Genomic DNA, 26,183 nt, shown 5'->3' on the forward strand with positions numbered 1-26,183 from the left:
CGGGAGAGGCGCGGGTGATTAGCTACGCAGATCGATAACCATACGGCCGCGGATCTGACCTTGCTCCATCTCTTTGAAGATAGCGTTGATATCTTCCAGCGGACGCAGGGTGACTTTCGGCACCACTTTGCCTTCGGCGGCAAACTGGAAGGCTTCCACCAGATCCTGACGGGTGCCGACCAGCGAACCGACCACTTCGATGCCGTCCAGCACCAGACGCGGAATATCGAGGCTCATCGCCTCCGGCGGCAGGCCCACCGCAACCACGCGGCCACCGGCGCGAACGGCATCCACCGCCGAGTTAAAGGCCGCTTTAGCCACCGCGGTTACTACCGCAGCGTGGGCGCCGCCGGTTTTTTCCTGAATCACTTTCGCCGCATCTTCATTGCGGGAGTTGATGGTCAGGTCGGCGCCCATCGAGGCCGCCAACTCCAGCTGTCCGTCGTTGACGTCGATAGCGATCACTTTGGCGTTAAACACATTCTTCGCATACTGCAGCGCGAGGTTACCCAGCCCGCCGAGGCCGTAGATGGCGATCCACTGGCCCGGTTTGATGTGGGAGACCTTGACCGCTTTGTAGGTGGTGACGCCCGCGCAGGTGATGCTGCTGGCGGCGGCGGAGTCGAGGCCGTCCGGAACTTTTACCGCGTAGTTGGCGGTGACGATGCACTCTTCCGCCATGCCGCCATCGACGGTATAGCCGGCGTTTTTCACCGAGCGGCAGAGCGTCTCGTTGCCGTTGTTACAGTAATCGCAGTGGCCGCAGCCTTCGAAGAACCACGCCACGCTGGCGCGGTCGCCCGGCTTCAGGGAGGTGACGCCCGGGCCGACTTTTTGTACCACCCCGATCCCTTCATGGCCGAGAATGACGCCGGTTTTATCGCCAAAATCGCCGTTTTTCACGTGCAGGTCAGTATGACACACGCCGCAGCATTCCATTTTCAACAGCGCTTCGCCGTATTCCAGCGGGCGCAGCGTTTTTTCCGTGACGTTAACCTGATGGTCGTGGGTAACAACAGCTGCCTTCATGCCTGTCTCCTTGTGGGGGAATTGATTAACTTAATTAATGCAATAGTACCCAATAAGGATTAGACGCTGAGTGGTAAAATACAAGGCGCTTAGTACAGAATGTGGCTTTTTGCTACAGAGATAGCACAAAATTCAGACAATATCGCTATATTTGGTAGGTAATAATATTGACGCTGAATGGTCATGTTTTTGTCATCACTCGAATCTATTGTTTTGCGCATCAATTTCTTATAACAACAGAGTGATACAACAATGCATCTGGTAAAAACCATCCTCACCGCCGGTCTGCTTTTGTCCGCCGCCGCCCAGGCCCACAATGTGCTGGAATTTCCCCAGCCGGAAAACAACCCGGAAGAATTTTACGCCGTCACTGAGATCCCGACGGGCGGGATCATTAAGTACGAAACCGATGCTAAAACGGGGTTTATCGTCGCCGACCGCTTTCAGTCGATGCCGGTGGCCTACCCGGCGAACTACGGCTCGCTGACCCAGTCGCTGGCCGGGGATGGCGACCCGCTGGACGTGGTGTTTTATACCCGCGCGCCGATGGCCCCGGGCACGCTGATTAAGCTGCGGGCAATTGGTGTGCTGAAGATGGTAGACGGCGGTGAGAAAGACGACAAAATCATCGCCGTACCGGCCAGTAAAATTGACCCGACCTACGACGACATCAAGACCATCTCCGATCTGCCGAAAATAGAACAGCAGCGGCTGGAGGCCTTCTTCCGGGTCTATAAAGAACTGCCGGAGGGGCGTAAAAAGGTCGAGCTGGCCGGCTTTAATGACGCCGCGGCCGCGAAGCAGGAGATCAAATCGGCCTGGGAGGCCTGGAAGGCGAAGAACCCGCAATAATATTCATCGCGGGCGCTGTCCGGCGCCTGCGGCATTCGCTTTCACGATCCCTATGGCGGCAAAATCACACGTCACACGTCACACGACAACGCTTATCCCACCATATTGCATCTTGACGCAGGATGAAGGCGATGGTTGTATTGTACAACCATTTCATTTTCTGGACCCGCCGCCATGCCTGATACCCCCTTAATCCAACAGATTCGTACCGCCTCGCGGTTAATGGTGCGCGAGCTGGGCTTTATGAGCACCACGCTGGCCGCCACCCATTATTCACCTTCGGCGGTGCACACCCTGCTTGAGGTATCGATGAGGGGGGAGATGACGGCCGCGCAGCTGGTCACGTTGCTGGGACTGGAAAAATCAAGCGTCAGCCGGATGGTCTCTCGTCTGCTGGCGGCTGGTGAGCTGGAGGAGCGTCCTTGCGCGGAGGATGCGCGCGCGAAATCACTCGCCCTGACGGCAAAGGGGCACGATACGGTGGCGAAAATTAACGCCTGGGGTACCCGTCAGGTGGTGGAGGCGTTAGACCATCTGGATGAGACGCAGCAGCAAACTGTCGCCACTGGACTGGCGGCCTATGCCCGGGCGCTGGCGCAGTGTCGGGATAGCGCGCTTGCGGATACGGCTCCGCAAATTTCGCTGATGACCGGCTACCAGCCGGGGATGATCGGCCGGATAGCCCAGATGCACGGGGAGTATTACGCCCGTCATCATGACTTTGGCGCTTTTTTTGAAGGTAAGGTCGCCAGCGGCGTAGCGGAATTTGCCACCCGGCTCTCCTCCCCGGCCAACCAGATCTGGCTGGCGCTCCGCGAAGGGAAAATCGTCGGCTCGCTGGCTATCGATGGCGAGGACCTCGGCCAGCAGGAGGCGCATTTGCGCTGGTTCATTCTCGATGACAGCTGCCGGGGAACCGGCATTGGCAGGCGGCTCCTCAGCGAGGCGATGGCTTTCTGCGATAGTCGCCAGTTTAGCGCGGTGCAGCTGTGGACCTTTAAAGGGTTGGACGCGGCCCGCAAATTGTATGAATCCTTTGGCTTCACGTTAATCCGCGAATGGCAGGGGGAGCAGTGGGGAAAGGTAATGACCGAGCAGCAGTTTACCCGGTCCGAAAGCACCGGCTAAGGGCGTGGCGCCTTAGCCGGTGGGGGGGACATGGAGATTACGTCAGTTGGTTAAGCAGGCGGTCAATCTCCTCTTGCCACTGTGCCTGCAGTGACGGCTTTTGATGTTTTGGCTTGCGGGCCATGTCGTCAGCCAGCCACTGCTCCAGGTCAATCAGCCGCGCCAGCAGCGCCTCCTCATCATCGTCAGCCCCGGCGGGTGTACTCTGCAAAGCGAGCCGACTGTCCGGGGCGGGCGCCACGGCCTGCAGACGGGCATAGACCTCCTCCAGGCTGTGCCACTCCGTTAGCCCGGCGCTGTCAATCAGCCAGAAGCGGTTACAGCTTTCGCTAATCAGCTGGCGGTCATGACTGACCAGCAGCACGCCGCCGGGGTAATCGCGCAGCGTCTGCGCCAGCGCCGCTTTACCCTCCATATCAAGATGGTTGGTGGGTTCATCCAGCAGCAGCAGACTGTAGCGCGCCAGCGACAGGCCAACGAACAGCAGCCGCGATCGCTCGCCGCCGCTGAGGGTGCTGACCTTCTGGCTATGTCTCGCCCAGCCAAACCCGGCGGCGATCAGCGCCCGTTTACGGGTGTCCGCCGACGGGGCAAACGGCGTCAGGGCCTCGAGCAGGCTGGCCTCGTCCGGCAACTGCGCCAGCGTCTGGTCATAGTAGCCGGGGTGCAACCGGGGATGCAGGCGCAGCCCCGGGAGAGGCGATGCGTTGTTCATCTGCTGCCACAGCAGGCGCAGCAGGGACGATTTGCCGCCGCCATTACGTCCCATGATGGCCACGCGATCGCCGCTGCGCAGGCGCGCCACGCCGGTGGTGAAGAGGGATGGCTGACCCGGCGCGGGCGAGACGGGAAGGGTGTCCATCTCCAAAAGGCGGTCGGCCGGCAGGGCGTCCCCCTGTAACACCAGGCGCCACGGCGGGCCGACGCTGAGCTCGGTCTGCTCGTCTTTCAGACGGGCGACCTGCTTCTCCATCTGTTTGGCTTTGCGGGCGAGATCTTCATTGTCATAGACCCGACCCCAGGTGGCCAGCCGCCGGGCGCTGGCGCTGACCCGGTCGATCTCTTTTTGCTCCGCCTTATGACGTAACGCGGCGCTTTCATCCTGCTCCTGCAGTGCCTGACGGGCAGCGCTGCAGGGCAAGGCGAAGCAATGTAGCGTCTGGTCACGGAGGATCCAACTCGTATTAGTTACAGCATCCAGTAAGGTGTTGTCGTGTGACACCAGTACGAAGCTCCCCTGCCAGGTTTGCAGGAAGCTTTCCAGCCACAGCAGGGTGGGCAGATCGAGATGGTTGCCAGGCTCATCCAACAAGAGCAGATCAGGCTGGCGGATCAGCGCCCGGGCCAGCAGGAGACGCGTGTGCTGGCCGCCGCTCAGGGTGGCGGTCTGCTGCTCCATCACCGCCGGGGTAAAGCCCATCTGCGCCAGCAGGCGTTCGGCCAGCCAGCGCTGTGCTTCCCGCGCGTCGGCGGGTAATGGGGCCAGCACCGCCTGCAGCAGCGACTGCGTATGCAGCGCCTCCGGCAGATGCTGTTCAACGCGGGCCATCAGACACTGACCGGCGAGCGAGACGCTGCCCGAGGTGGGCGCGAGGGTGCCGTCCAGCACCTGCAGCAGGGTGCTTTTGCCGCAACCGTTATGGCCGATGAGACCGATCCGGTCGCCTTTCTTCAGGGTGAAGGAGAGGGAGTTAAACAGCGGCCCAAAAGCCGTCTCCACGTGGAGCGCATGGGCAGTTAGTAATGTACTCATAGTCAACTTACTCAAGAGTTACAGGCATGCAAATGCCTCGTCAAAACTCGCTGACGATAACCCGGTAAGCCGGAGAGAAGGGATTGCGTGAAGGGTCTTCGCTCAAGCCATAGTTATCGCAGCACGATACCGATAACGCTTGAGCTGGCGCAATTGCCTAAGGCATGTGAAACAATAAACATTTCACAATACAGCATGGGGGCCTCCTTTTTTATTCAGTCAGTGGGTGGGTGCTGGCAGTGTAGTGGGGAAAGGCTAGCGACGCCAGTGACAAAACTGGCAGGGGCCGATACCCACCAGTTTTCGTGTTCAGTGCCATTACCGGCGAGATATTGTTGGCGCAGAAGGCTAGTGTGTTTGCTAAAACGTAATGGGAAACCAGCGGGCGTGGTCGCGGGTATATTCCGTCATCGCCTGGGGATCCTTTATCGCCTGGCAGGGAGCCTCGAGAATATTCGGATACGAATCCGGATACCAATCCTCTTCGGTCGTTAAGGTAAAAAAGCGAGACTCCCGGTGGGTTTCACAGGTATAGGCGTTTTTAATATTGTCGACTTTGCGATATCCCCTGGGATCACGATATTCGATATACACGTTGTACTCAGAGCGGGTACCCCGCCACGCGCTAGGCTCCGGTTTCTGCCAGCGTATCGTCTGGTAGTAGCGCTCCCGCTCGCCGTAGCGATAGACAGGGGTTTCCCCGCCGGGAATCACGTCGGGTCTCAGGAAGAAAAACAGCAAACCCGCCAGCAGGAGTAACACCGATGGGAGAGTGTGGGTCAGCAGCCGCGGCGCCCGACGGTTAACCAGCAGCAGCCACAGCAGCGGCGGGATCGTGCTGACGATAAAAGCAAAGAGGATTTTCGCCGGCGTATAGAGTTCATGCACAGAGACCTCGCCGGCTTTCGCCGCGTAAAACGCCTGCTTATCGCCGAAATACCAGTACTCACCGTGAAAGGCGCTGATGGCGCTCACCAGCAACAGTCCGCTAAACAGCCCCAGCCAGAGGCGTAATATCGGCTGCAAAACCATTTTTTGCTGGCTCATTTACGGCTCCTGATGGTTTTAGTGACAAGCAGCTCGTCTTCAGAGACCGTATCCAGATCGGCAATCTGACTACACTGGTTGGCAAGGACCTGCGGATCGCCGTTCGGGAACCAGCCCTCATTGAATGACAGGGTGTAAAACTGGGTATGCCGCTGCACTTCACAGCGCCAGGCGCGGCGAAGATTGTTTCTGTCGATAAGCCAGCGGGGATCTTTCGCTTCAACAAAAATTTCATATTTAGAGGGTTGAGTGACATGTCGATCTGAATTCGTTTTGCTCCAGAAAATGGCAGTGTAAGAAATGTTGTGTTTACCGTACTGAATACTGGCATCTCGTCCGGGTGTGACCTCCGGATGGAGGAAAATAACTATCCCGGCGGCAATCAGTATTATCAGCGCTAATATAGGATGCTGTATCGGCCGCCAGGGGATTTTACGTACCGCCAACAGCCAGACCAGGGTAATAATAAACACGTAGAGCAGAGCGAAGAAAAATTTACTCGGTTCATAGATGACGACATCCACCAGATCGCCGGTGGCGGGCCGATACTGTTCCGCCCGCGGGGTGAGCATCCACATATCACCGCTGAAGAGGCACATTCCGGTGATGATGGCGATACCGCCGATAAGAAACAAGACAATACGGATCAGAATCGCATTCGCTTTATTCGCGCCAGGGGTTAATTTTAGCATTTCACATTCCGTTGTGAGGGGGTGAGAAACAACTATTTTGCACAGCGGAGGGCGCGCGGCAAATGCTATCCGTTTTATATTTTTACGATGAATGAATATGGGCGAAAAAAACGTTTCTGTGGCGGGAGATATTATTCTGACGTTATTAAAAACCGGGCCGATATGTCGACCCGGTGAGCGTGATTAAATCGAGGTGCGGCGATAATTGCGATATTCCGGCAGCCAGAAATTATCGCTAATGGCCTGCAGCAGCGCTTCAGCGGAGGTTTTCACCGCCACGCCTTGCTCCTGGGCCACCTTGCCGACCGCGAAGGCAATTGCCCGTGAGACGGTCTGGATATCCTTCAGCTCCGGCAGCACCGGACCTTCGCCGTTGTTGACCAGCGGCGAGTGCTGCGCCAGGGTTTCGCTGGCAGCCATCAGCATCTCGTCTGTGACCCGCGACGCGCCGGAGGCGATCACCCCCAGTCCAATACCCGGGAAGATATAGGAGTTATTGCACTGGGCGATGGGATACTGCTTGCCTTTCACGGTAACCGGGGAGAATGGGCTGCCGGTGGCGACCAGCGCCTCGCCGTCGGTCCAGCTCAGGATATTCTGCGGCGTCGCTTCCACCCGTGAGGTTGGGTTGGAGAGCGGCATCACGATCGGCCGCGGGCAGTGCTTGTGCATCTCGCGGATAATCTCTTCCGTGAACAGTCCCGGCTGACCCGAGACGCCGATCAGGATGTTCGGCTTCACGTTGCGCACTACGTCCAGCAGGGACAGCGCCTCGCTGGTGGTATCCCAGCTCTGCAGCTGCTCACGCTTTTGCACCAGCTTGTTCTGGAACGGTAGCAGATTAGGCATGCCGTCGGTTAACAGGCCGAAGCGGTCAACCATAAACACGCGCTGGCGGGCCTCTTCTTCACTGAGTCCTTCGCGGACGATCTGGGCGATAATCTGTTCAGCGATACCGCAGCCGGCCGAACCCGCGCCGAGAAAGACGATTTTTTGCTCGCTCAGCTGGCTACCGGCGCCGCGGCTGGCGGCGATCAGCGTCCCGACGGTCACCGCCGCGGTGCCCTGAATATCGTCGTTAAACGAGCAGATTTCATTGCGGTAGCGGTTGAGCAGCGGCATGGCGTTCTTTTGCGCAAAATCTTCAAACTGCAGCAGCACGTCCGGCCAACGGGCCTTAATCGCCTGGATCACGTCGTCAACGAACTGATAGTACTCGTCGTCGGTAATGCGTGGATGGCGCCAGCCCATATACAGCGGATCGTCGAGCAGCTGCTGATTGTTTGTTCCGACGTCCAGCACGATAGGCAGGGTGTAAGCCGGGCTGATGCCGCCGCAGGTGGTATACAGCGACAGTTTACCGATCGGGATCCCCATTCCGCCGATCCCCTGGTCGCCGAGGCCGAGAATGCGCTCGCCATCGGTGACCACAATCACTTTCACGTTGTGGTTCGGGACGTTTTGCAGGATGTCGTCAAGGTTATGGCGATTCTGGTAGGAGATAAAGACGCCGCGGGCGCGACGATAGATCTCGGAGAACCGTTCGCAGGCCGCGCCTACCGTCGGGGTATAGATAACCGGCATCATCTCTTCAAGGTGGTTGCCGATCAGGCGATAAAACAGGGTTTCGTTGGTGTCCTGGATGTTACGCAGATAAATATGTTTGTCGATTTCAGTTTTGAATCCCTGATACTGGATCCAGGCGCGTTCCGCTTGCTCTTCGATAGTTTCAACCACTTCCGGCAGCAGGCCGAGCAGATTGAAATTGCTGCGCTCTTCCATACTGAAGGCGCTTCCCTTGTTGAGCAGGGGGAATTCAAGCAGAACGGGACCCGCGTAGGGGATGTACAGGGAACGGTTTTTCTTATGGGTAAATTGCATCGCACTAACTCCTTGATCATGACCACAGTCCCGGCGCGGCGATAAGCGAAGGGCGGGTGGAAAGCAGCGGGCAGAGTATAGAGCAGAAGGTCTTCAAGCGGGTAAACAAGCAGTCAATTGCCATAAAAAAACACCATCCTGGCAACAGGACGGTGTTGTTTATCATCACTCAGGCTAAAAATTAACCACCGCGGCGTTTGCGGCCGGTAGCATGGATGTGGTTGATGGTGGTTTCTTCATCGCCTTCCAGCACCACTTTTTTCTGCCGGGAAAGCTTATAGTTCAGACCGAGAAGATGACGTGCCTGATGGTTCGATTTCATTCTGACTCCTTTATCCTGTTCTGGTTTCAAGGGCAAACCCGGTAATGACCGGATGAAATGTAACCCAAAGTCGGCCGCGCGTTTTTTGTGCGGCCACAGGTAGGGTGGTCCATTTTCTCGGTAATAGCAACCCTGGGGAGCCAGATTAAGAACAGTCCTCCTTGCGCGCCGCAGGGGTCACCACTTCATCTCACCGGTATTAACTTTGGCGCTTAACTCCAGCGAGCTGGTCTCCGCCAGGCCCGGCCACTGTGCCTCCATCGCCTTGATCACCCCGGCCGAATTCGAATGCGTCTTCAGCGCCTGCTCGAACTGCTGGAGATAAGTTTTTGTAAAGCGCACCGCGCTGTCTCCCTCCGGCGGGGTGCCGAGATAATGGCCCGGGATCACCCGCTGCGGGTGCAGGGCGATCATCTGGTCCAGCGTATTACGCCATTGCTGACGACTGGCCGGCGTCTGGGTGTCGGCGGTCCAGAGATGCATACCCCACGCCACGCCGGTGCCGCCGAGGATCGTTTTGTTCGCCCGGATCCAGACGAACGCCGCGTAGTCATGCGGCTGCATGATGGTCACTTTCTCGCCATCGATGGTAAAGCTGTTGGCCTCCAGCGCCTGCGGGACATACACCTGCGTCGGCGCGCCGTCTTTCATTTGCGGGCCCCAGTACGCCAGTTTGGCCGCTTTGGTGGCTGCAATATGTTTGACGACCTCCGGCGTGGCGACCACCTCCGCCTGTGGGAAGGCTTTTACCAGCGGCTCAAGACCAAAATAGAAATCCGGATCGCCAGAGGTAATCACAATCCGCGATAGCGGTTTGCCGTTTTTCTTGATCATCTCCACCAGCTTTTCCCCATCTTTGACGCTGAACTGCGCGTCGAAAAGTACCGCTTCATGCGGACCGGAAACGAGGGTCGAGTTGACGGCAAAAAGTCCTTTTTCCTGCGGGTTGTAAGTTTGCAGCGTCAGAGGCGCCGCGAAGACCGCGCCGCTGAACAGGGCGGTAGCAACAGCAAGGGCAGATAATTTCATGATTTATTCTCAGTAACAGGTGAATGCGTTCCATTGTACGGATTTCGCTATTTGATAAAATTCCTGAAACAAGAGATGCTGAGTTTCATAAAACGTGCAGATCAGGGGAAGTGATGGACAGGGTGATTGCTGCGCAGGTGTATCTGCGCATCTGCGAGCTGGGAAGTCTTAGCGCCGCGGCGCGGGCGCTGGGTATGTCGCGCCCGATGGTGAGCCGCTATCTGGAGCAGATGGAGAGCTGGGCCGGCGCCCGGCTGATCCATCGCTCAACCCGGCGGCTGACGCTGACCCCGGCCGGGGAGAAGGTATTGCTCAAGACCCGCGGTTTGACGCGGATCGCCGATGAAATCGCCGGCGAGCGTCAGCGGGCCGATCCCAGCGGCACACTGCGCGTCGCCTGCGCGCACTTTACCGCCATGCAGCTGATCTCTCCGCTGCTGCCGGACTTTCTCGCCCGCTATCCACTGCTGCGCCTGGAGCTGGATATCAATAACCATCCGGTCAGCCTGATCGGCGAGCGTATCGACGTGGCCATTCGCATTACCGACAACCCGGAGGCGGGGGCCATCGCTCGTCGCCTCGGAGTGTGCCGTTCGCTGCTCTGCGCCGCGCCGGGCTGGATGCGCCAGCATGGCCCGTTGACGACGCCCGACGATCTGCAACGACATAACTGCCTGCTATACAGCCATTTCGCCAGCCAGCACTGGCAGTTCAGCGATGCGCAGGGGCGGGAAGCGTCGGTGGCGGTGAACGGTAATCTGAGCGCAGGGATATCTTCATTGCTGCTGGAGGCGGCGGTTGCCGGGTGCGGCATTGCGATGCTTCCCGAACTGGAGGCCCGGGGCGCGATTGCCAGCGGCACGCTGGAGGTGGTGCTTCCGGAGTGGACGCCGAAGGCGTTGAGCGTTTACGGCATCTATCTTTCCCGCGACTACCAACCTGACGGATTACCGCTATTTCTTGATGCGCTGCAGAGGCGTCTGGGAGAGGAGACTGGCCACGGCTGAGTCTTGGCGCTTCGCGCCCCGACAGCACCGGCGGAAGGCAATTCCGCCGGTAGGCTGACGTTGAGCTTTATTCGTTGCCCCACTGATTAAGGAAATTAGCGATATCGTCAATGCGGTCTTCGTTAATGGCCGCCTCGCGGGCCATTTCTCGCTGCGCCTCTTCGTCAATCTCTTCGTTATTAGTTAACCGCGCAATCAGCAGTTGGAAATAGCGCGCCAGCGCATCGCGTTCTTCATCCTTTACCGGCGCAGCCGCTTCGGTCTCGTATTCGTCCACGATGTCATAAAATTTCAGGGGGATGTCATTACTCATCTGTCGTCCTCAGGGGTGGCGTCGGGGCCAGGGTTAGCGCACAGCGGCGGGCGGACATCATAGCATGCGGCCAGAGTAACGGAGTGGAGGAAAGAAAAAATTGCCGCAACCGGGAGGCGAGGGGCCAGTATATAGCCGCAAGGGTTGGCCGGGAAAATACCGGCGCGCGCTGGCGCGCGTCGGTATGCCGGGAGGCTTAGACCACACCATCCCCGCCGTCAGAACACCACACCTGTCCGGAGGTATATGAGCAGGCATCGGATGCCAGGGTGACATACAGCGGGGCGATCTCTACCGGTTGTCCCGGGCGCCCCATCGGCGTGTCTTTGCCAAACTGTTTCACCTTCTCGTCCGGCTGGCCGCCGCTGGATTGCAGCACCGTCCAGTAAGGGCCAGGCGCTACGGCGTTCACGCGAATGCCTCGTTTCGCCACCTGTTTAGCCAGCGATTTAGTGAAGATCGCGAGACAGGCTTTGGTCTGCGCATAATCGAGCAGGATCGGGCTGGGTTTATACGCCTGCACCGAGGTGGTATTGATAATCGCGCTTCCGGCCTGGAGGTGAGGCAGTGCGGCGCGGGTGATCCAGAACGGCGCGTAGACGTTGGTTTTAAAGGTAGCGTCGAAATCTTCGGTAGTGAGTTCCTCAAGGGTTTCACAGTATTGCTGACGCCCGGCGTTATTAACCAGGATGCTCAGACCTCCCAGCTGTTCCACCGCGTCGGCCACCAGCGACTGGCAGAAGGATTCGGAGCGAATATCACCCGGGAGGGCCACCGCGGTGCGCCCTTCGGCTTTGATCAGGGCGATAACTTCATCCGCATCCTTTTGCTCTTCGGGCAGATAGTTTATCGCGACGTCGGCGCCTTCGCGGGCAAAGGCGATCGCCACCGCACGGCCAATACCGGAGTCGCCGCCGGTAATTAACGCTTTCTTACCGGCCAGTCGCCCGGAGCCGGTGTAGCTGGTTTCACCGTGGTCCGGGGATGGCTCCATTTCCGCATCCAGACCCGGCGGGGTTTGTTCTTGCTCCGGGAACTCCGGACGTGGAGCCGTCTCTTCTGGCAACATGGAGGTGGGTAACTTCTTCATTGGCGGTTTTTCATCTTGCATAGTCATCTCCTTCAGACAGAACGGGCCAGCTCTAAGAATAGGTCAGCTTCTCCTGGCGACAGACCCTGGATGACTCGCAACATCGCAGTCAATGGCCAACCGTAGGCGTAACGGTATGCTTTAACCGACTGATCCTTGGCGTATTTCGGGGGATAGCGTTGCGTTATTATTGCTGACGTTAAATTAGGATTATTCCATCCTTAATCAAGGGCCAAGGGCTATTTTCGTAACGCGCATGATCTTTTTCTCAAGTTACGATGAAGGTGCTGCATGAATAAACGATGAAGATGTTCATTAGCAAACCATGGTCTATAAGGTAATACCTCTTTAGGGGTAATATTTCTGGATATTGTGTTCCGCGAGATAAAGAAATATTTATTCATTAAATCGTTTGCATTTTTTTACAAACGGCCGTTGGACGATTCTGTTTTACCCGCCGGTGAACATAACCTACGTCAAATAAAGGAGTTGTGTGAGGTATATTTTATCTTACCGCTTCGTTAGTAAAGCTTTATTTTGTCAGTGCGCGGATGGGTATCTGAAATTAATTTGACTCCTGCAGGCATTCCTCTAGTGTTAGATATCGAGGGCGATGATTTGTAACAGGGTCATTTTCCATTTACCAACCGATATTGATCAAACCAAAGGTGAAAATTATGGCAGAGCATAGAGGCGGTTCAGGTAATTTTGCAGAAGATCGTGAGAAAGCATCCGAAGCCGGGCGTAAAGGCGGACAGCACAGCGGCGGGAACTTTAAAAATGATCCTGAACGTGCATCCGAAGCCGGTAAGAAGGGTGGTAAGAACAGTCATGGCGGCGGCCGTAAATCCGGTGACAGCTAGCGACTGATGAGCTGTGACGCCGACAAATCGGCGTTGAGACAAAACCTGTGGGCCAGATGGTCCGCAGGTTTCTGCATATTCAGGGTTTATTTATCTATAACGACATTCATTATCCGCGATGTGGGGAAACTAAAAGGTGAGGAGGAAGTCGCCGCATCACTAGCAATAAAAGACGGCCGCAGCGGCAATAAATTAGCCGGACGGTAAAGACAGAAAATAACGGAACGGGACAATACGCAATGCTGTTTTCTTTTTTATGCTTAGGCAAAAGAAAGACATTTTCAGCGTAAGGTTTAGCGCCTGACGCAGCGGTCAGAGCGTCGATAAAATGGTCGCTCAATATTGTTCGGTCCTAAGGTAATAAAATGAAGTTGACGCCAGTGTTTATTAAGCGCTGTCATCTTGTCGCCGCCGTTATGTGGGTGGGTCTGGCGATACCCTCGTTAATCTGGTGGAAAGACAGCGTACTGTGGGTCATTCTCATCAGTATTTATGCCAATATTGTTGGCCATTTATCCGGATATAGCGCAGCGCGAGCTGACCAGGCGGCGGAAGAGAGTGAAGATTCCACGTCAAAATAAAAGGTTAATGATCAGAGGTGTATATGACGGATATTGAAAATTATCACAACTGGCTTCGCGATGCGCATGCCATGGAAAAACAGGCTGAGTCGCTGCTGGTGGCCACCATCAGACGCCTCGATAATGAACCGCAGTTACGCACCCGCCTTGAACAACATCTCTATGAAACCCGACGGCAATTGTCCGCCCTGCAGGATATCATCGCCCGCAACCATATTTCCCGCTCCGCGCTGAAGGATGCGATGAGCCGGGTGGCGGCGTTAGGACAGACCATTGGCATCATGCTGCCCGGTGATGAGGTTATTAAAGTGATTATCACTGCCTACGTTTTTGCCCATTTTGAGGTCGCCTGCTATACCGCTTTATTAACGGCGGCGAAAAGAGTAGGCGACCACAGCGCGATGCACACACTGGAGGGTATCCTGGCTGAAGAGAGAGGAATGGCTGATTGGCTGCTCCATTATCTGCCAGCGCTGACCGGGCAATATCTTATGGATACCGATATGCCTGGCGTTGAGGCCGGGCATTAAGCCGCCGGAGAACGCTATGGTCAAACGGCAAACCATCGCGCTCCTCGCCGCCGAGGAACAGGTTCCGCTGGTATTAACCGCCAGGCAGCAGGCGCTGGTGGACGCGGTAGCGAACAGGATGCTACCAGCGGAACGCAATCCCGTATCGCCTGTCGGCAAACCGCGCGCGAAGGCCAGGGCGGGGTCCGGATCGCGCTGAGGCGGCTGACAGGGATGGGCAGAACGCGAGGTGAGAGTGATGCAACGGGAAGAGTGGTTTCACAGAGCGGTCATCTATCAGGTTGACAGTTCGCTCTTTTATGATGCCAATGGCGATGGTTTTGGCGATCTCGCGGGCATTCGCCAAAAGCTACACTACATTCGCAGCCTCGGAGCGACGGTGCTCTGGCTGACTCCGTTCTATCTCACTCCTCTGCAGGATGATGGCTATGATATCAGCGATCATCTGCAGCCCGATCCGCGGTTCGGCACTATCGCTGACGTGATTGAGCTGATTGCCCGCGCCCGCGAGCTGGGACTGCGGGTGATCGTTGAGCTGGTGATCCAGCACACCTCCGCGCAGCACCCGTGGTTCCAGGCGGCGCGACGCGATCCCCGGTCGCCGTGGCGGCCGTATTATCTGTGGGCCGATCGGCCGCCGGAAAACGACGATCCTCCCATGTTTCCCGGCGTTGAGGAGAGCGTCTGGCGCTGGGACGAACAGGCTGGGCAATATTATCGCCACATGTTTTATCACCACGAGCCCGACCTGAATCTCGCCCATCCGCCGGTGATCGCTGAAATCGAAAACATTATCACCTTCTGGCTGCAGGCTGGGGTGTCTGGCTTTCGTCTCGATGCCGCGTCACATCTGGTCAAGCAGGCCGGAAAGGGCGACGAGACGCGCGGCTACCCGCTGCTGACCCATCTCCGGCAGGTTGTACAGCGCCTCAATCCCGATGCGATACTCCTGGGTGAAGTGGACGTCGCGGTAGAAGATTACCGTCATTATTTCGGCCAGGGCGATCGGCTGCAGATGGTGCTTAATTTCTGGCTTAACAAATACCTCTACCTCAGCCTGGCGCAGCAGCGCGCCGCGCCGGTGGTGAAGGCCCTGCAGGCGATGGTGACCCCGCCGGACGGGTGCTGCTTCGTCAACTGGCTGCGCAACCATGATGAACTGGATCTTGAGGGGATTGGCGAGCGCAACAAGCGCCAGGTTATCCGCACCTTTGCCCCTGATAAATCGATGTCCGTTTACCAGCGCGGCGTACGCCGAAGACTGGCGCCGATGCTGGACGGCGATACCCGACGCATAGCCTTAGCCCATGCTATCCTGCTGGCGCTGCCCGGCGTGCCGGTGATGCGCTATGGCGACGAGATTGGCATGGGTGACGATCTCTCCTTACCGGAGCGCTACGCGGTCAGAACGCCGATGCAGTGGTCAGCCGCGGCCAACGCCGGCTTTTCCCGGGCGGCGCGGGATGATTTGCCGGTAAAACCGGTGGCCAGCGGGCGGTTCCGCTACCAACGGATCAATGTCGAAACGGCGCTGCGCCATCCCAGGTCGCTGCTGCATCGGGTACGCAATATGGTATTGGCGCGCACGGAATATACTGAACCGGGATCCCTCCCTTTTACTCTCCTTACTCTAAAGCCCGACGCGGTGCTGGGCTTGCTCTATCGCAGCGAATCGCGGGAAGTACTGATGCTGGCCAACTGCAGCCAGCAGGCGGTAGAGGTCCTGCTCCCGCCGCTGGCCGAGGGCTACTGGAGCCCAATTCTGGAAGATAAGTTCTATCAGGATGGGCTGCACGGCGGGAAAGATGCGCGGCTGGCACTCTCCGGGTATGGTTACCGTTGGTTCAGCCGCAGCCTGAGTTAGCGCCGTTTTCCGGAACGACGGAACAACGCCCGCAGCGCCATCGTCGCCACCGCTACCCCGACGCCGGCGGCGACTTTACCCGGGAGATCGGCGCTGATGGTGACTGCTTTACGCCGTGCGCCATCGTTAAAGGGGCCGTGGCCCGGATGATTGCCGCGCACCGGCGTGAACAGGTCGTCCTGTTGGTCTGACGACTTTGGCTGACCGGTAAACTGTCCCTCCCACGCTTTTTTCACCATCAGCCGATCGAGCAGGCGAGGGAAGAAGACCTGGCCGAGGATCGACTGGATGGTGCTTTTTCCGACCCACAGCTCGTTGACCGGGCGCTGGATGACGCTGTAAATAGCCTCGGCGGCGACTTCCGGCTGATAGACCGGGGGCACCGGCTGCATGGCCTGATCCATTTTGTTTCGCGCCCAGCCAAACTGGGCGGTGTTCATCCCCGGCAGTTGCACCATGGTCAACTGGATGTGGCTTTTCTCATGCATCAGTTCGGTTCGCACGGCATCGGTAAAGCCGCGGATCGCCGCTTTCGCTCCGCAGTAAGCCGACTGCAGTGGGATTGAACGCCAGGCCAGCGCCGAGCCGGCCTGAATAATCACCCCCCGATCCCGGGGGATCATGACCTCCAGCGCCGCGCGGGTGCCGTTCACGTACCCGAGATAGGTCACCTCCGTCACCCGGCGAAACTCCTCCTCGCTCATCTGACGAAAGGGCGCCAGCACGGTGGTCATGGCGTTGTTGATCCAGACGTCGATTGCCCCGAGGGTGGTTTCCACCTCGGCGGCGGCGCGCTGCAGCGCCCCGGCATCGACGACATCGGCGCTAATAGCCAGCGTTTTAATGCCAAACCGTTCACAGGCCTGTCGCGTCTCCTGTAAACCCGTTTCGTCTCGGGCGATCAGCGCCACGTGATATCCAGCGCGGGCGAAACGCAGCGCGGTAGCTTTGCCCGCTCCCGCGGTTCCACCGGTAATAACCATCACAGACATAGTGACCTCATTATGTTTTGGCTTTCACAATATTGACTGTACGGATCGGTTAATTATTTCTCACCAATGGCAATGACGAGGTGGGAAATATCCTGGAATAAGCGCAGTGTGAATCAGGCGGCATCTCCTGGTTAGTTTCGGCAGATCCTACATACTTCGGCGAAGGCGTTCTATAATTTGTAGGATCCCTGACAACCAGCGAGGAGGAAAAATGTTAATGTTGAACGTTGTTAACGGTGAAAAAGAAGAGGATGACGCCACTCGCGCTCCGGAATCAGGTGATAAACAACCGGAGCGTGATAAATAGCGAAGCCGATACTATTCCTGCTCAGGAATAATGGATATCTGGCCGTTACGCTCGAGAATAGCGAATTTGATCGCTTTCAATTCATAAATGCCATGGTGCTGCCTGGCCGCCAGCAGGATATCATCGACAGAGATATTGACGAGCTTAATCTTCTCGTCGATGACAGCACCATTTTCCACCACGATAACCGGCGTACCATCGAGAAAATTTTCTGCCTGAGCAAATTTTTTCTTAATATAGCCGAACAAAATATCAATACTAACCAGGGTGACGATAGTCAGCATCGACCCGGTAACCGAATAGTCTGTGCTGAGCATTGCCTGCTGGGTGGCTTCGCTGATAATCAGCAACAGTATCAGGTCAAAGTTGGTTAATTGCATCAGGGTTCTTCTGCCGGCAATCTTAAAAATAATCAACAGGATCAGATAGATTGCTGCGGCTCTAAGGACCATTTCCATAGCGACTCCTACGGATAGACAAACTGCTGCCAGGTTACAGAATAGCGATCGTTAACTACCGCCTGCAGAGAGATATTACCGGCCGTTTTTGGGGTAACGGCTAACCACACAGATATCGGTGAAGGGGGGTTCGACCGCTGATAGACGAGATGTAATTTCCCGTCGGCGCTATACATTTTATCCGGCTGCGGACGGATATCACCGATCTGGTAGCGGGTTAATAACGGGGCGGCGAAGCTGATAATGGTGTCACTGGCCGTATCCGGTTTAATCTGAATATTAAGCTCGGTTTCACTCATCAGCCTGGCATAGCGCTGATAATCGACGCTTAATTCGCCTCCACTGGTTTCCCGGTGTGCTTCACTGAAATAACCGGAGGACCACAGGCCGCTTAACGCGGTAAGAATGATGAGACTCAAAACAATTATCCCATAGCGGCGGAAGCGATATTCAAAGCGTAAGGAGCGTTCATTCTCATCGACGATAGGACAAGGCTGTTGATTCTTAATCATTAATATTTTCCCCGCGTTTCGTTTCGCCAGGAGCGTAACGATAAGGACATTCTTATATTAGACGATATCAGAACAATTGACTTTGTAAAAATGGCCAGCCTCAGCCAGGCTTTATTCTCATCGTCAGCAAAAAACGGAGGCATGATGAAAAAACTAGCATTGGCCATGGCATGTCTGTTTGCCGTAGGTGTCGCGCAGGCGGACGATAAGGGAGGGTTTAGCCAGGATGCAGCGCCGCCGCCGCCGCACAAACTCGATGACGGCTATCGCGGCGTCGAGGATGGCCGGATCATGACCGTTGAGCAGGCGAAAACCATGCACGATGGCGCGACCGTTTCGCTGCGCGGCAATCTGCTCAAGCGGCAGGGAGATGACCGTTATCAGTTTCGTGATAAAAGCGGCGCCATCACCGTTATTATCCCGGTCGCCGCGTTTAACGAACAACACGTAGAGCCAGACGATCTGGTCAATATCAACGGCAGTCTGGATCGCAAAATGACGCCGCCGGTCGTGCGAATCGATCGTCTGCTCAAGCAGTCGCCTAAGTAAGCGGAGCACGTCGATATGAGCACCTTTTCTCACTCGCAAGACGAAGAGCGCGGTAAGCAACCTGCCCGTGAGGCGCCCGGGGAGCAGGGCGAAGTTCCGCGTAAACGGGACGACAGCAAGGATGACAAATCCGATCCCTGGCATCCGCAGGATGGCCGATAGCGTCACCAACGACACGAAAACCAGGGGAACGTGGGGGCCAGAGGCTGCGAAAAGACGCAGCTTCGGCATCACGCACTATACTTTTTGTTCGACATCACTACAGGAGGAATCAAATGGCGATTCATAAGAAAGGGCTAGCGCACTGGGAAGGCGACCTGAAGCATGGCAAAGGCACCGTGTCGACAGAAAGCGGGGCGCTGAGCCAGCAGCCCTACGGATTTAACACCCGTTTTGAGGGGGTGAAGGGCACCAACCCTGAGGAGCTGATCGGCGCTGCACATGCCGCCTGCTTTTCGATGGCCCTGTCGCTGATGCTCAGCGAAGAGGGATATACCGCAACGTCCATTGACACTACCGCAGTGGTCACCCTCAATAAAACCGACGGCGGCTTTGCGATTACCGATATCGCGCTGCAAAGCCAGATCGTCCTGCCGGACGTGTCTCCGGCGGCGTTCGATGAGATCATTCAGAAAGCGAAAGCAGGCTGCCCGGTATCGCAGGTGCTGAAGGCCAACATTACCCTCGATTACCAGCTGAATCCGTAAGCCGTCGTGCCCGCGTGCTGCGGGCACTCTTTCCGCAATATCTCTCCCAATGCTGTCCAACAGTGGTATCTTTTGTCCTTTAGTTGCACGTAAGGATACCATCATGATCGGCATTCGCCGGATGATCGAGGCGCAGGTGCTCGGCCTGACCGGCATGGCGCTAAAAGAGATCGACTTTGAACGACCCAAAGGAGAGCCGGGGCTGTTTGGTCCCCAGTCGGCCATCTGGCAGGTGCACGGCGATTTTACCTCGATGCTCTGCGGCGGCATTAGCGCGCTGTTGCTGCAGATGCTGCATCCTCTGGCGCTGGCCGGCGTCTGGGATCACTCTCGTTTTCGCGAGGATATTTTGGGCCGCCTGCGCCGCACCAGCCAGTTTATTTCTGCCACCACTTTTGCCACTACCCCCGACGCCGAACGGCTAATCGCCAAAGTACAGGGGATCCATCAGCGGATCGCCGGGGTGGATAAGGACGGAACCCCGTATCAGGCGAGCGACCCGGCGCTGTTAACCTGGGTGCACGTCGCCGAGTGCAGTTGCTTTATGGCCTCCCACCTGCGCTACAAGCGGACGGTGGTCAGTCCCGAGCGCCAGGAGGACTATTTTCGTGAGTCGGCGGAAATCGCCCGGCGGTTGGGGGCTCGGGATATCCCTCAGACACCGCAGGAGGTGGCGGACTATCTCGAGGCGATGCGCCCGCGACTGCGCTGCGACGAACGTACCCGGGAGGTAGCCGAGGTGCTGCTCTCCACCCGTCTGCCGGGGCGGATGAGCCAGCCGGTCGGCCGGGTGATGATGAACGCAGGAATTGACCTCCTGCCGGAATGGGCGCAGGAGATGCTGGGATTGTCGCTCACGCCGCTGCAGCGGCGCACGACGCGCCTGATGGTGCATGGCGTGGCCCGCGTACTGCGCGCCTCGGTACGCAACGGCGCCTGGCATTGCGCCATGCGCCGGATGACGGAGGCGTGATTCAGTTCGCTTGGCCCAGGTGACCGGCAATCAGCGCCTGCAGACTGCCATCCGCCCGCCACTCGCTAAGCGCGTCGTTTACCGCGTGAAAACGGTCCACGTCCGCCCGGGCGACGCAGATGGCCTGCTGGATCTCGGTAAAATTATCCGCCAGTACCCGCACCCCGGCGTGCTGACGGGCTGTCGCCTCCAGCGGCTGGCGGATGCCGGCTACCATATCCCCTTCACCGGCGAGGAAGGCGTCGATTGCCTCCTGCGAAGAGGGAAGGCGATGCAGGCTGGCGTGCTGCAGATGGCGGGTTAGCCATAGATCGTATGCGGCGTTTTGTCCGACGTTAATGGTGGTTGCCGGGCGATCCATGTCGGCCACGCTCTGGCAGGGCGAATCAACGCTGACCAGCGCGGTGCCCTGGATGGTGATATAGGGCGAGGTAAAGCGCAGGGTGGCTTCCCGCGCCGGATCGATGGCCAGAAAGGCAATATCCCAGTGCTCGCCACCGGCGTCAGCCACCACTTTACCCGCGGCAGGATAGGGAACGAATTCGGCGCTGACGCCCCAGCGCGTCGCCAGCCGATGGCTGAGCTCGACGGTGATGCCCGCGGGCTTTCCTGTCTCCCCGAGATGGGCCAGGACCGCATTGCCCAGATTAATGGCGAAACGCAGCCGGGATGGTTTGTTATGTGACATCGCTGACTCCTGTGGTGGCTAAGCTAAAATGGCCCGACCTGTGGCCACCCTTCAAAAGATAGTTCATAGGCGCAAGGTTGCAGCGTTCCAACGGCACATACAGTAAATAGTCATTACCGACCGCCGCGATATCGTTAAACGGCAAGGCAATGGCTTTTATATTGTTAAGCATAAACTCAGTTTGTCAGTTTATTCTTCCCGCTCACAAAGGGAGAGAAATAATGACACAACATAATTTTGAAAATGATAATAAATATCATGAGCGTTCGGTGCAGGCGCGAAAGAGTACCCTTGTTAGCGTGGTGGTTAATATTTTCCTTTCTGCCTTACAGGTAGTCGTGGGAATATTTTCCGGCTCTCAGGGATTAATTGCCGACGGAATGCACTCTTTTTCCGATCTGGTCGCCGATGGCGTGGTATTGATGGCGAATAAAAAGAGCCGTCGACCGTCTGACCACGATCACCACTATGGCCACTGGCGCTATGAGAACGGCGCCTCCCTAATCATCGGCGCGATGCTGCTGCTCGTCGGGGGTGGCATGCTATGGTCCGCGGCGGGCCATCTCGCGCAACCGCAAACTATTCCGCCGGTGCACAGCGCGGCGCTGTGGATGGCGCTGGTGGCGCTGGCCGTCAAGGAGGGGCTGTTTCGCTATATGCTGGCGGCCGCCAGGCGGCTGAATTCGTCGCTGCTTATCGCCAATGCCTGGCATGCCCGCTCTGACGCCGCATCCTCCCTGGTGGTGGCCCTGGGGATTATCGGTAATCTGGCCGGGTTCGCCTGGTTCGACCCGCTCGCCGCGCTGGCGGTGGGGCTGCTGATTGCGCGCATGGGCTATCGTTTCGCCGTCAGCGCGCTGCATGATTTAATGGACCGTGCGGTTGATGAAGAGATGCAGCAGGCGATCGCCGATACGCTGCGAACCACGCCGGGCGTGGCGGGCCTCCACGATCTGAAAACCCGTAAGGCGGGGGATCTGGTGCTGGTGGATGTCCATCTCGAGGTGGCTGGCGAGATGTCGGTAGCCGAAGGGCATCAGATTGCCCGTCACGCGCGGGAGCGGGTGCTGGCGCAGCATCCGGTGCTTAATGTGATGGTGCATCTCGATCCCTGCGAAGCGCAGGGGTTGACGAAAGCGGTCTGATGCACCCGGTAGCATAAGCGGAAAAATGAATTGGCTCAGCGGTTATTTTTTCTTCTGAGCCATTATTGCTGGCGCATTGATTGCCTGAAATATAAAAAAGGCCCATACTAAAAACGCCATTACCATCGCTAAATAATGGCGCAGATCTGCCCATCGCAGTTAACGATAAAATAAACCAATCGGCTCATAGATAATCTCTATTCTGTATTCAGAGATAATGACCAGAGCGGTAATTCAGGAAGTCAGACAATGATCATTCGGCCAGAACAACACTGGTTTCTTCGCCTATTTGACTGGCACGGCTCCGTGCTGTCGAAAATCATCTTTCGCCTGCTGCTAAATGTGCTGATGTCGATCATCGCCATTATCAGCTATCAATGGTACGAACAGCTGGGGATCCACTTAACCGTGGCGCCGTTCAGCCTGCTGGGGATTGCGATTGCGATTTTCCTCGGCTTTCGCAACAGCGCCAGCTACAGCCGCTTCGTCGAGGCGCGCAATCTGTGGGGGACGGTGCTTATCGCCGAACGCACGCTGGTGCGTCAGCTGCGCAATATCCTGCCGGCGGAACACGATGCCCATCGCCGCATCGTCAGCTATCTGGTGGCCTTTAGCTGGAGCCTGAAGCACCAGCTGTGCAAAACCGATCCGACGGCTGACCTGCGGCGGTTGCTACCGGAGGAGAGGGTGACGGAGATCCTCGCCAGCTCAATGCCCACCAACCGGATCCTGCTGCTGGCCGGCAACGAAATTGGCCAGCTGCGGGAGGCGGGCAAGCTCAGCGACATCACTTACGGGCTGATGGACAACAAACTCGACGAGCTGGCGCACGTGCTGGGCGGTTGTGAAAGGCTGGCCACCACCCCGGTGCCTTTCGCCTATACCCTGATCCTGCAGCGTACCGTCTACCTGTTCTGTACGCTGCTGCCGTTCGCCCTGGTCGGCGATCTGCACTACATGACGCCGTTTGTCTCGGTCTTTATCTCTTACACCTTTTTATCGTGGGATTCGCTGGCGGAAGAGCTGGAAGATCCGTTCGGCACCGCAGCCAATGACCTGCCGCTGAACGCGATGTGCAATACCATCGAGCGCAATCTGCTCGACATGACCGGTCAGCATCCGCTGCCGGAGACGCTGCGTCCGGACCGTTACTTCAATCTGACCTGAGCCTGGCCCACCGGGCGGTTTCGCTGCCCGGTCATCACTTTCCGTAGCAATTTATCCGTCACAGCACCGCGGTGAAAACCGCAAAATTTGCAAATAAGTTAAATTTAACACCTGATAGATAACATCAATTATACAGAATTGTGGTGTATGTTATTATTCAGTTAACAAACGCAGTACCTACGCTTTCCCATCGTACTATCCTTGAGAAACAGCATTCTTTTCAGGTGACGCCATGCGATTCACGCTTCGTCGCCGGGGTTGTCGTACGCCTTTTTCGGCTAGAGACAGCCAGAACAGAGCAGCAGGAGTAAAGAGATGACCAATAAAAGACGCGCGGTTCCCGGTGTTCACCCCTATGACGGTCCGGCAGGCGGGTGGGGCGCGTTGAAGGCCACGGCCATCGCCGTGCGCACCCAGATGGATGCCTTTGAGGCGCCCGCCACGCTGCTGCGTACCAACCAGCCGGACGGTTTTGACTGCCCGGGCTGCGCCTGGCCGGATAAAGAACATAAATCGACCTTCCAGTTTTGTGAAAACGGCGCCAAAGCCGTGACCTGGGAGGCGACCACCAAACGGGTGACGCCCGCATTCCTCGCGGCAAATACCGTATCTTCCCTGCTGGCAAAAAGCGATTTTGAACTGGAGGGCTACGGCCGCTTAACCCATCCTTTGGTTTACGACCGGGACAGCGATACCCTGCGTCCGGTGGCGTGGGAGCAAGCCTTCGCCCGTATCGGCGAGATCCTCCGCGGCCTGCAGCCGGATGAGGTTGAATTCTACACCTCTGGCCGAGCCTCCAACGAAGCGGCGTGGCTGTTCCAGCTGTTTGCCCGCGAGTATGGCACTAACAACTTCCCCGATTGCTCCAACATGTGTCATGAATCCACCAGCGTGGGCCTGCCACAGTCGATCGGCATTGGTAAAGGCACCGTCTCCCTCGACGATTTTGACCAGACCGAGCTGGTGATCTCCATCGGCCATAATCCGGGCACCAACCACCCGCGGATGATGGGCACCCTGCATGAGCTATCCCGCCGCGGCGTGCCGATTATCGTTTTCAATCCGCTGCGTGAACGGGCGCTGGAGCGTTTTGCCGATCCGCAGAACGTGATGGAGATGGCGACCCGGCGCTCGACGCCGATCGCCTCGACCTACTACCAGGTACGGGCCGGCGGCGACGCGGCGGCGCTGAAAGGGATCGCCAAAGCGCTGCTGCAGCTGGAGGAGGAGCAGGGCAATGTGCTCGACCACGCGTTTATTGCCCAACATACCCAGGGATTCACCGCCTTCGCCGATGACCTCCACGCCACCCGCTGGCAGGACATCGAACAGGAGTCTGGCCTGACGCGCGAATCCCTGACCCAGGTTGCGGCGGCTTACGCCAAATCCAGGGCCACCATCGTCACCTACGGTATGGGCATCACCCAGCATAACAAAGGCACCTCCAACGTGCGTCTGATTGCCGACCTGCTGCTGATGCGCGGCAATATCGGCAAGCCGGGGGCCGGGATCTGTCCTTTGCGCGGTCACTCGAACGTGCAGGGTAACCGCACTGTCGGGATTAGCGAAAAACCCTCCGCGGCTTTCCTCGACAGCCTGCAGCGGGTGATGGGGATTACGCCGCCGCGGCATCATGGCCACGATGCGGTAAAAGCCCTGGAGGCCATGATCGCCGGCGAAGCCAAAGCGCTGATCTGCCTTGGGGGCAACTTCGCCGTGGCGATGCCGGACCACGAACGCGCCTTCCCGGCGATGCGCGGCCTTGAGCTCAGCGTTCACGTCGGCACCAAGCTCAACCGCTCACATCTCCTGACGGCGAAAGAGACCTTTATTCTGCCGTGTCTGGGCCGCACCGAGCTTGACCTGCAGGCCAGCGGCCGGCAGTCGATCACCGTCGAGGATTCGATGTCGATGGTGCATGCTTCGTCGGGCAAGCTTAAGCCCGCCTCGCCGATGCTGCGCTCGGAGCCGGCGATTGTCGCCGGTCTGGCGAAGGCCACCTTGCCCGCCAGCAAAGTGGACTGGCAGTACCTCGTGGAAGACTACGATCGCATTCGCGATCTGATCGAACAGACCATTCCAGGGTTCGAGGATTATAACCAGCGCATTCGCCATCCTGGAGGCTTCCGCATGCCGCTGCCGCCGACCGAGCGCATCTGGCCTACCGCCACTGGTAAAGCCATGTTCTCGGTATTTAAAGGGGTGCATGAGAACGTGGTGGTGGAGGGTGAGGACGTGATGCGCCTGGTGACGCTGCGCAGCCATGACCAGTACAACACCACCATCTACGCGATGGATGACCGCTACCGTGGCGTCTTTGGCCGCCGCGACGTGCTGTTTATGAACGAGCAGGATATGGCCGCCCAGGGTCTGGAGCATGGCGATCGGGTGGATATTCATACCGCGCTGCCGGGAAGCGCGCTGACGCTGGAAGATATCACGGTGGTGGCCTACGGCATTGCGCCGGGCACCGTCGGCGCCTATTATCCGGAAGCCAACGTGCTGGTGCCGCTGAACTATCTCGATGAAGAGAGCGGCACCCCTTCGTATAAGTCGGTTCCCGTTCGTCTGACGCTGCGCTCGAAAGAGATCCGTCCGCTGGCCGGCGGGCGCTAAAAAGGTATAGCGCAGAGCGGCGTCGCGCCGTCCTGCGCCCCGCAGCACCTCGTGGTGTCCTCGCTTGAATTTATCGCTAGCGAAACTA

Annotated in this window: 30 protein-coding genes; 16 read left to right on the forward strand and 14 right to left on the reverse strand. The window is 57.5% G+C overall.

The features are described from left to right. Positions 1-18: 18 nt before the first annotated feature. Positions 19-1,029, reverse strand: a complete 1,011-nt coding sequence (gene adhP / locus RRF55_RS12295; protein ID WP_032411176.1) for an alcohol dehydrogenase AdhP — start codon at positions 1,027-1,029, stop codon at positions 19-21. A 252-nt stretch (positions 1,030-1,281) separates the two neighbouring features. On the opposite strand from adhP, the gene RRF55_RS12300 reads away from it, so the two are divergent. Both RRF55_RS12300 and RRF55_RS12305 read left to right on the forward strand, forming a co-directional pair. After that, entirely contained in the window at positions 1,282-1,881 is a 600-nt protein-coding gene (locus RRF55_RS12300) for an inorganic diphosphatase (protein ID WP_004180075.1), read from the forward strand. A gap of 174 nt (positions 1,882-2,055) precedes the next feature. Further along, on the forward strand, positions 2,056-3,009 hold the full coding sequence (locus RRF55_RS12305; RefSeq protein ID WP_032411172.1) for a bifunctional helix-turn-helix transcriptional regulator/GNAT family N-acetyltransferase: 954 nt from the start codon (positions 2,056-2,058) through the stop codon (positions 3,007-3,009). Positions 3,010-3,046: 37 nt separating this feature from the next. Here RRF55_RS12305 and RRF55_RS12310 read toward each other — a convergent pair whose 3' ends face one another. The 4 genes from RRF55_RS12310 to RRF55_RS12325 form a co-directional block, all read right to left on the reverse strand. After that, complete coding sequence (locus tag RRF55_RS12310; RefSeq protein WP_048331864.1) at positions 3,047-4,762, reverse strand: ABC-F family ATP-binding cassette domain-containing protein; 1,716 nt, start codon at positions 4,760-4,762, stop codon at positions 3,047-3,049. A gap of 360 nt (positions 4,763-5,122) precedes the next feature. Next, positions 5,123-5,809, reverse strand: coding sequence for a hypothetical protein (locus tag RRF55_RS12315; protein WP_335241239.1), 687 nt, complete (start codon positions 5,807-5,809; stop codon positions 5,123-5,125). Next, on the reverse strand, positions 5,806-6,501 hold the full coding sequence (locus tag RRF55_RS12320; RefSeq protein ID WP_104456715.1) for a glycosyl transferase: 696 nt from the start codon (positions 6,499-6,501) through the stop codon (positions 5,806-5,808). The genes RRF55_RS12315 and RRF55_RS12320 overlap by 4 nt, the downstream gene beginning before the upstream one ends. A gap of 183 nt (positions 6,502-6,684) precedes the next feature. Further along, the gene (locus RRF55_RS12325) at positions 6,685-8,382 is read right to left on the reverse strand and encodes an NAD-dependent malic enzyme (RefSeq protein WP_002906125.1); all 1,698 of its coding nucleotides are present in this window, start codon (positions 8,380-8,382) and stop codon (positions 6,685-6,687) included. Between the two features lie 77 nt (positions 8,383-8,459). Here RRF55_RS12325 and RRF55_RS12330 point away from each other — a divergent pair, with 77 nt between their 5' ends. Next, the gene (locus tag RRF55_RS12330) at positions 8,460-8,567 is read left to right on the forward strand and encodes a hypothetical protein (protein ID WP_225314217.1); all 108 of its coding nucleotides are present in this window, start codon (positions 8,460-8,462) and stop codon (positions 8,565-8,567) included. On the opposite strand, the gene sra is transcribed toward RRF55_RS12330, so the two are convergent. Continuing rightward, positions 8,564-8,704, reverse strand: a complete 141-nt coding sequence (sra, locus tag RRF55_RS12335; protein ID WP_004143727.1) for a stationary-phase-induced ribosome-associated protein — start codon at positions 8,702-8,704, stop codon at positions 8,564-8,566. The genes RRF55_RS12330 and sra overlap by 4 nt on opposite strands. 177 nt (positions 8,705-8,881) lie before the next feature. Beyond that, positions 8,882-9,733 carry a Vmh family MBL fold metallo-hydrolase gene (locus tag RRF55_RS12340; RefSeq protein WP_032414990.1) on the reverse strand — a complete coding sequence of 284 codons (852 nt, stop codon included), beginning with the start codon at positions 9,731-9,733 and terminating at the stop codon, positions 8,882-8,884. A gap of 113 nt (positions 9,734-9,846) precedes the next feature. Between RRF55_RS12340 and RRF55_RS12345 the strand changes: the two genes are divergently transcribed. After that, the gene (locus RRF55_RS12345) at positions 9,847-10,740 is read left to right on the forward strand and encodes a LysR family transcriptional regulator (protein ID WP_004184171.1); all 894 of its coding nucleotides are present in this window, start codon (positions 9,847-9,849) and stop codon (positions 10,738-10,740) included. A 67-nt stretch (positions 10,741-10,807) separates the two neighbouring features. Here RRF55_RS12345 and RRF55_RS12350 read toward each other — a convergent pair whose 3' ends face one another. Further along, positions 10,808-11,053 (reverse strand): YmjA family protein, encoded by a 246-nt coding sequence (locus RRF55_RS12350; protein ID WP_002906114.1) that lies wholly within the window; start codon positions 11,051-11,053, stop codon positions 10,808-10,810. A gap of 196 nt (positions 11,054-11,249) precedes the next feature. Further along, positions 11,250-12,164 (reverse strand): SDR family oxidoreductase, encoded by a 915-nt coding sequence (locus tag RRF55_RS12355; RefSeq protein WP_004151242.1) that lies wholly within the window; start codon positions 12,162-12,164, stop codon positions 11,250-11,252. A 656-nt stretch (positions 12,165-12,820) separates the two neighbouring features. On the opposite strand from RRF55_RS12355, the gene RRF55_RS12360 reads away from it, so the two are divergent. The 5 genes from RRF55_RS12360 to RRF55_RS12380 all read left to right on the forward strand — a co-directional run bounded on the left by RRF55_RS12360 (position 12,821) and on the right by RRF55_RS12380 (position 15,981). Continuing rightward, a complete protein-coding gene (locus tag RRF55_RS12360) occupies positions 12,821-13,006 on the forward strand; it encodes a general stress protein (protein WP_004143718.1) in 186 nt (61 codons plus the stop codon). Positions 13,007-13,371: 365 nt separating this feature from the next. Further along, positions 13,372-13,587, forward strand: a complete 216-nt coding sequence (locus RRF55_RS12365; protein WP_004143717.1) for a hypothetical protein — start codon at positions 13,372-13,374, stop codon at positions 13,585-13,587. Positions 13,588-13,610: 23 nt separating this feature from the next. Then, complete coding sequence (locus RRF55_RS12370; protein WP_004151243.1) at positions 13,611-14,117, forward strand: ferritin-like domain-containing protein; 507 nt, start codon at positions 13,611-13,613, stop codon at positions 14,115-14,117. Positions 14,118-14,133: 16 nt separating this feature from the next. After that, complete coding sequence (locus tag RRF55_RS12375; protein ID WP_004143715.1) at positions 14,134-14,316, forward strand: hypothetical protein; 183 nt, start codon at positions 14,134-14,136, stop codon at positions 14,314-14,316. A 39-nt stretch (positions 14,317-14,355) separates the two neighbouring features. Beyond that, complete coding sequence (locus RRF55_RS12380; protein ID WP_020803469.1) at positions 14,356-15,981, forward strand: alpha-amylase family protein; 1,626 nt, start codon at positions 14,356-14,358, stop codon at positions 15,979-15,981. Here RRF55_RS12380 and RRF55_RS12385 read toward each other — a convergent pair. From RRF55_RS12385 to RRF55_RS12395, 3 genes are all read right to left on the reverse strand, one after another. After that, positions 15,978-16,973, reverse strand: coding sequence for an SDR family oxidoreductase (locus tag RRF55_RS12385; RefSeq protein WP_004151245.1), 996 nt, complete (start codon positions 16,971-16,973; stop codon positions 15,978-15,980). The two genes, RRF55_RS12380 and RRF55_RS12385, sit on opposite strands and share 4 nt — an antisense overlap. 318 nt (positions 16,974-17,291) lie before the next feature. After that, positions 17,292-17,738, reverse strand: coding sequence for a DUF421 domain-containing protein (locus RRF55_RS12390; RefSeq protein ID WP_004148482.1), 447 nt, complete (start codon positions 17,736-17,738; stop codon positions 17,292-17,294). Between the two features lie 8 nt (positions 17,739-17,746). Then, positions 17,747-18,250, reverse strand: a complete 504-nt coding sequence (locus RRF55_RS12395; RefSeq protein WP_004180065.1) for a hypothetical protein — start codon at positions 18,248-18,250, stop codon at positions 17,747-17,749. A 144-nt stretch (positions 18,251-18,394) separates the two neighbouring features. On the opposite strand from RRF55_RS12395, the gene RRF55_RS12400 reads away from it, so the two are divergent. From RRF55_RS12400 to RRF55_RS12415, 4 genes are all read left to right on the forward strand, one after another. Next, entirely contained in the window at positions 18,395-18,799 is a 405-nt protein-coding gene (locus tag RRF55_RS12400) for a YdeI family stress tolerance OB fold protein (protein WP_032414986.1), read from the forward strand. A gap of 15 nt (positions 18,800-18,814) precedes the next feature. Further along, complete coding sequence (locus RRF55_RS12405) at positions 18,815-18,961, forward strand: hypothetical protein (RefSeq protein ID WP_002906033.1); 147 nt, start codon at positions 18,815-18,817, stop codon at positions 18,959-18,961. A gap of 113 nt (positions 18,962-19,074) precedes the next feature. Then, positions 19,075-19,506, forward strand: a complete 432-nt coding sequence (locus RRF55_RS12410) for an OsmC family protein (protein WP_002906030.1) — start codon at positions 19,075-19,077, stop codon at positions 19,504-19,506. Positions 19,507-19,609: 103 nt separating this feature from the next. Further along, positions 19,610-20,479 carry an oxygenase MpaB family protein gene (locus RRF55_RS12415; protein ID WP_004176040.1) on the forward strand — a complete coding sequence of 290 codons (870 nt, stop codon included), beginning with the start codon at positions 19,610-19,612 and terminating at the stop codon, positions 20,477-20,479. Position 20,480: 1 nt separating this feature from the next. Here the strand turns inward: RRF55_RS12415 and RRF55_RS12420 are convergent, their stop codons facing one another. Then, complete coding sequence (locus tag RRF55_RS12420) at positions 20,481-21,167, reverse strand: ABC transporter substrate-binding protein (RefSeq protein WP_004184165.1); 687 nt, start codon at positions 21,165-21,167, stop codon at positions 20,481-20,483. Continuing rightward, positions 21,157-21,339: a hypothetical protein gene (locus RRF55_RS12425; RefSeq protein ID WP_004143707.1), complete on the reverse strand. Its 183-nt coding sequence runs from the start codon at positions 21,337-21,339 to the stop codon at positions 21,157-21,159. Before RRF55_RS12425 ends, RRF55_RS12420 begins: the two co-directional genes overlap by 11 nt. A 49-nt stretch (positions 21,340-21,388) precedes the next feature. Between RRF55_RS12425 and RRF55_RS12430 the strand changes: the two genes are divergently transcribed. The 3 genes from RRF55_RS12430 to RRF55_RS12440 all read left to right on the forward strand — a co-directional run bounded on the left by RRF55_RS12430 (position 21,389) and on the right by RRF55_RS12440 (position 26,095). After that, positions 21,389-22,312, forward strand: a complete 924-nt coding sequence (locus RRF55_RS12430; RefSeq protein ID WP_004151892.1) for a cation diffusion facilitator family transporter — start codon at positions 21,389-21,391, stop codon at positions 22,310-22,312. 249 nt (positions 22,313-22,561) lie between these two features. Continuing rightward, positions 22,562-23,479 carry a bestrophin family protein gene (locus RRF55_RS12435; RefSeq protein ID WP_439419130.1) on the forward strand — a complete coding sequence of 306 codons (918 nt, stop codon included), beginning with the start codon at positions 22,562-22,564 and terminating at the stop codon, positions 23,477-23,479. Positions 23,480-23,794: 315 nt separating this feature from the next. Further along, positions 23,795-26,095: an FdhF/YdeP family oxidoreductase gene (locus RRF55_RS12440; protein WP_004176044.1), complete on the forward strand. Its 2,301-nt coding sequence runs from the start codon at positions 23,795-23,797 to the stop codon at positions 26,093-26,095. The last annotated feature ends 88 nt before the right edge of the window (positions 26,096-26,183 follow it).

The organism is Klebsiella sp. K47, from assembly GCF_051858335.1.
Taxonomy (GTDB): Bacteria; Pseudomonadota; Gammaproteobacteria; order Enterobacterales; family Enterobacteriaceae; genus Klebsiella; species Klebsiella pneumoniae.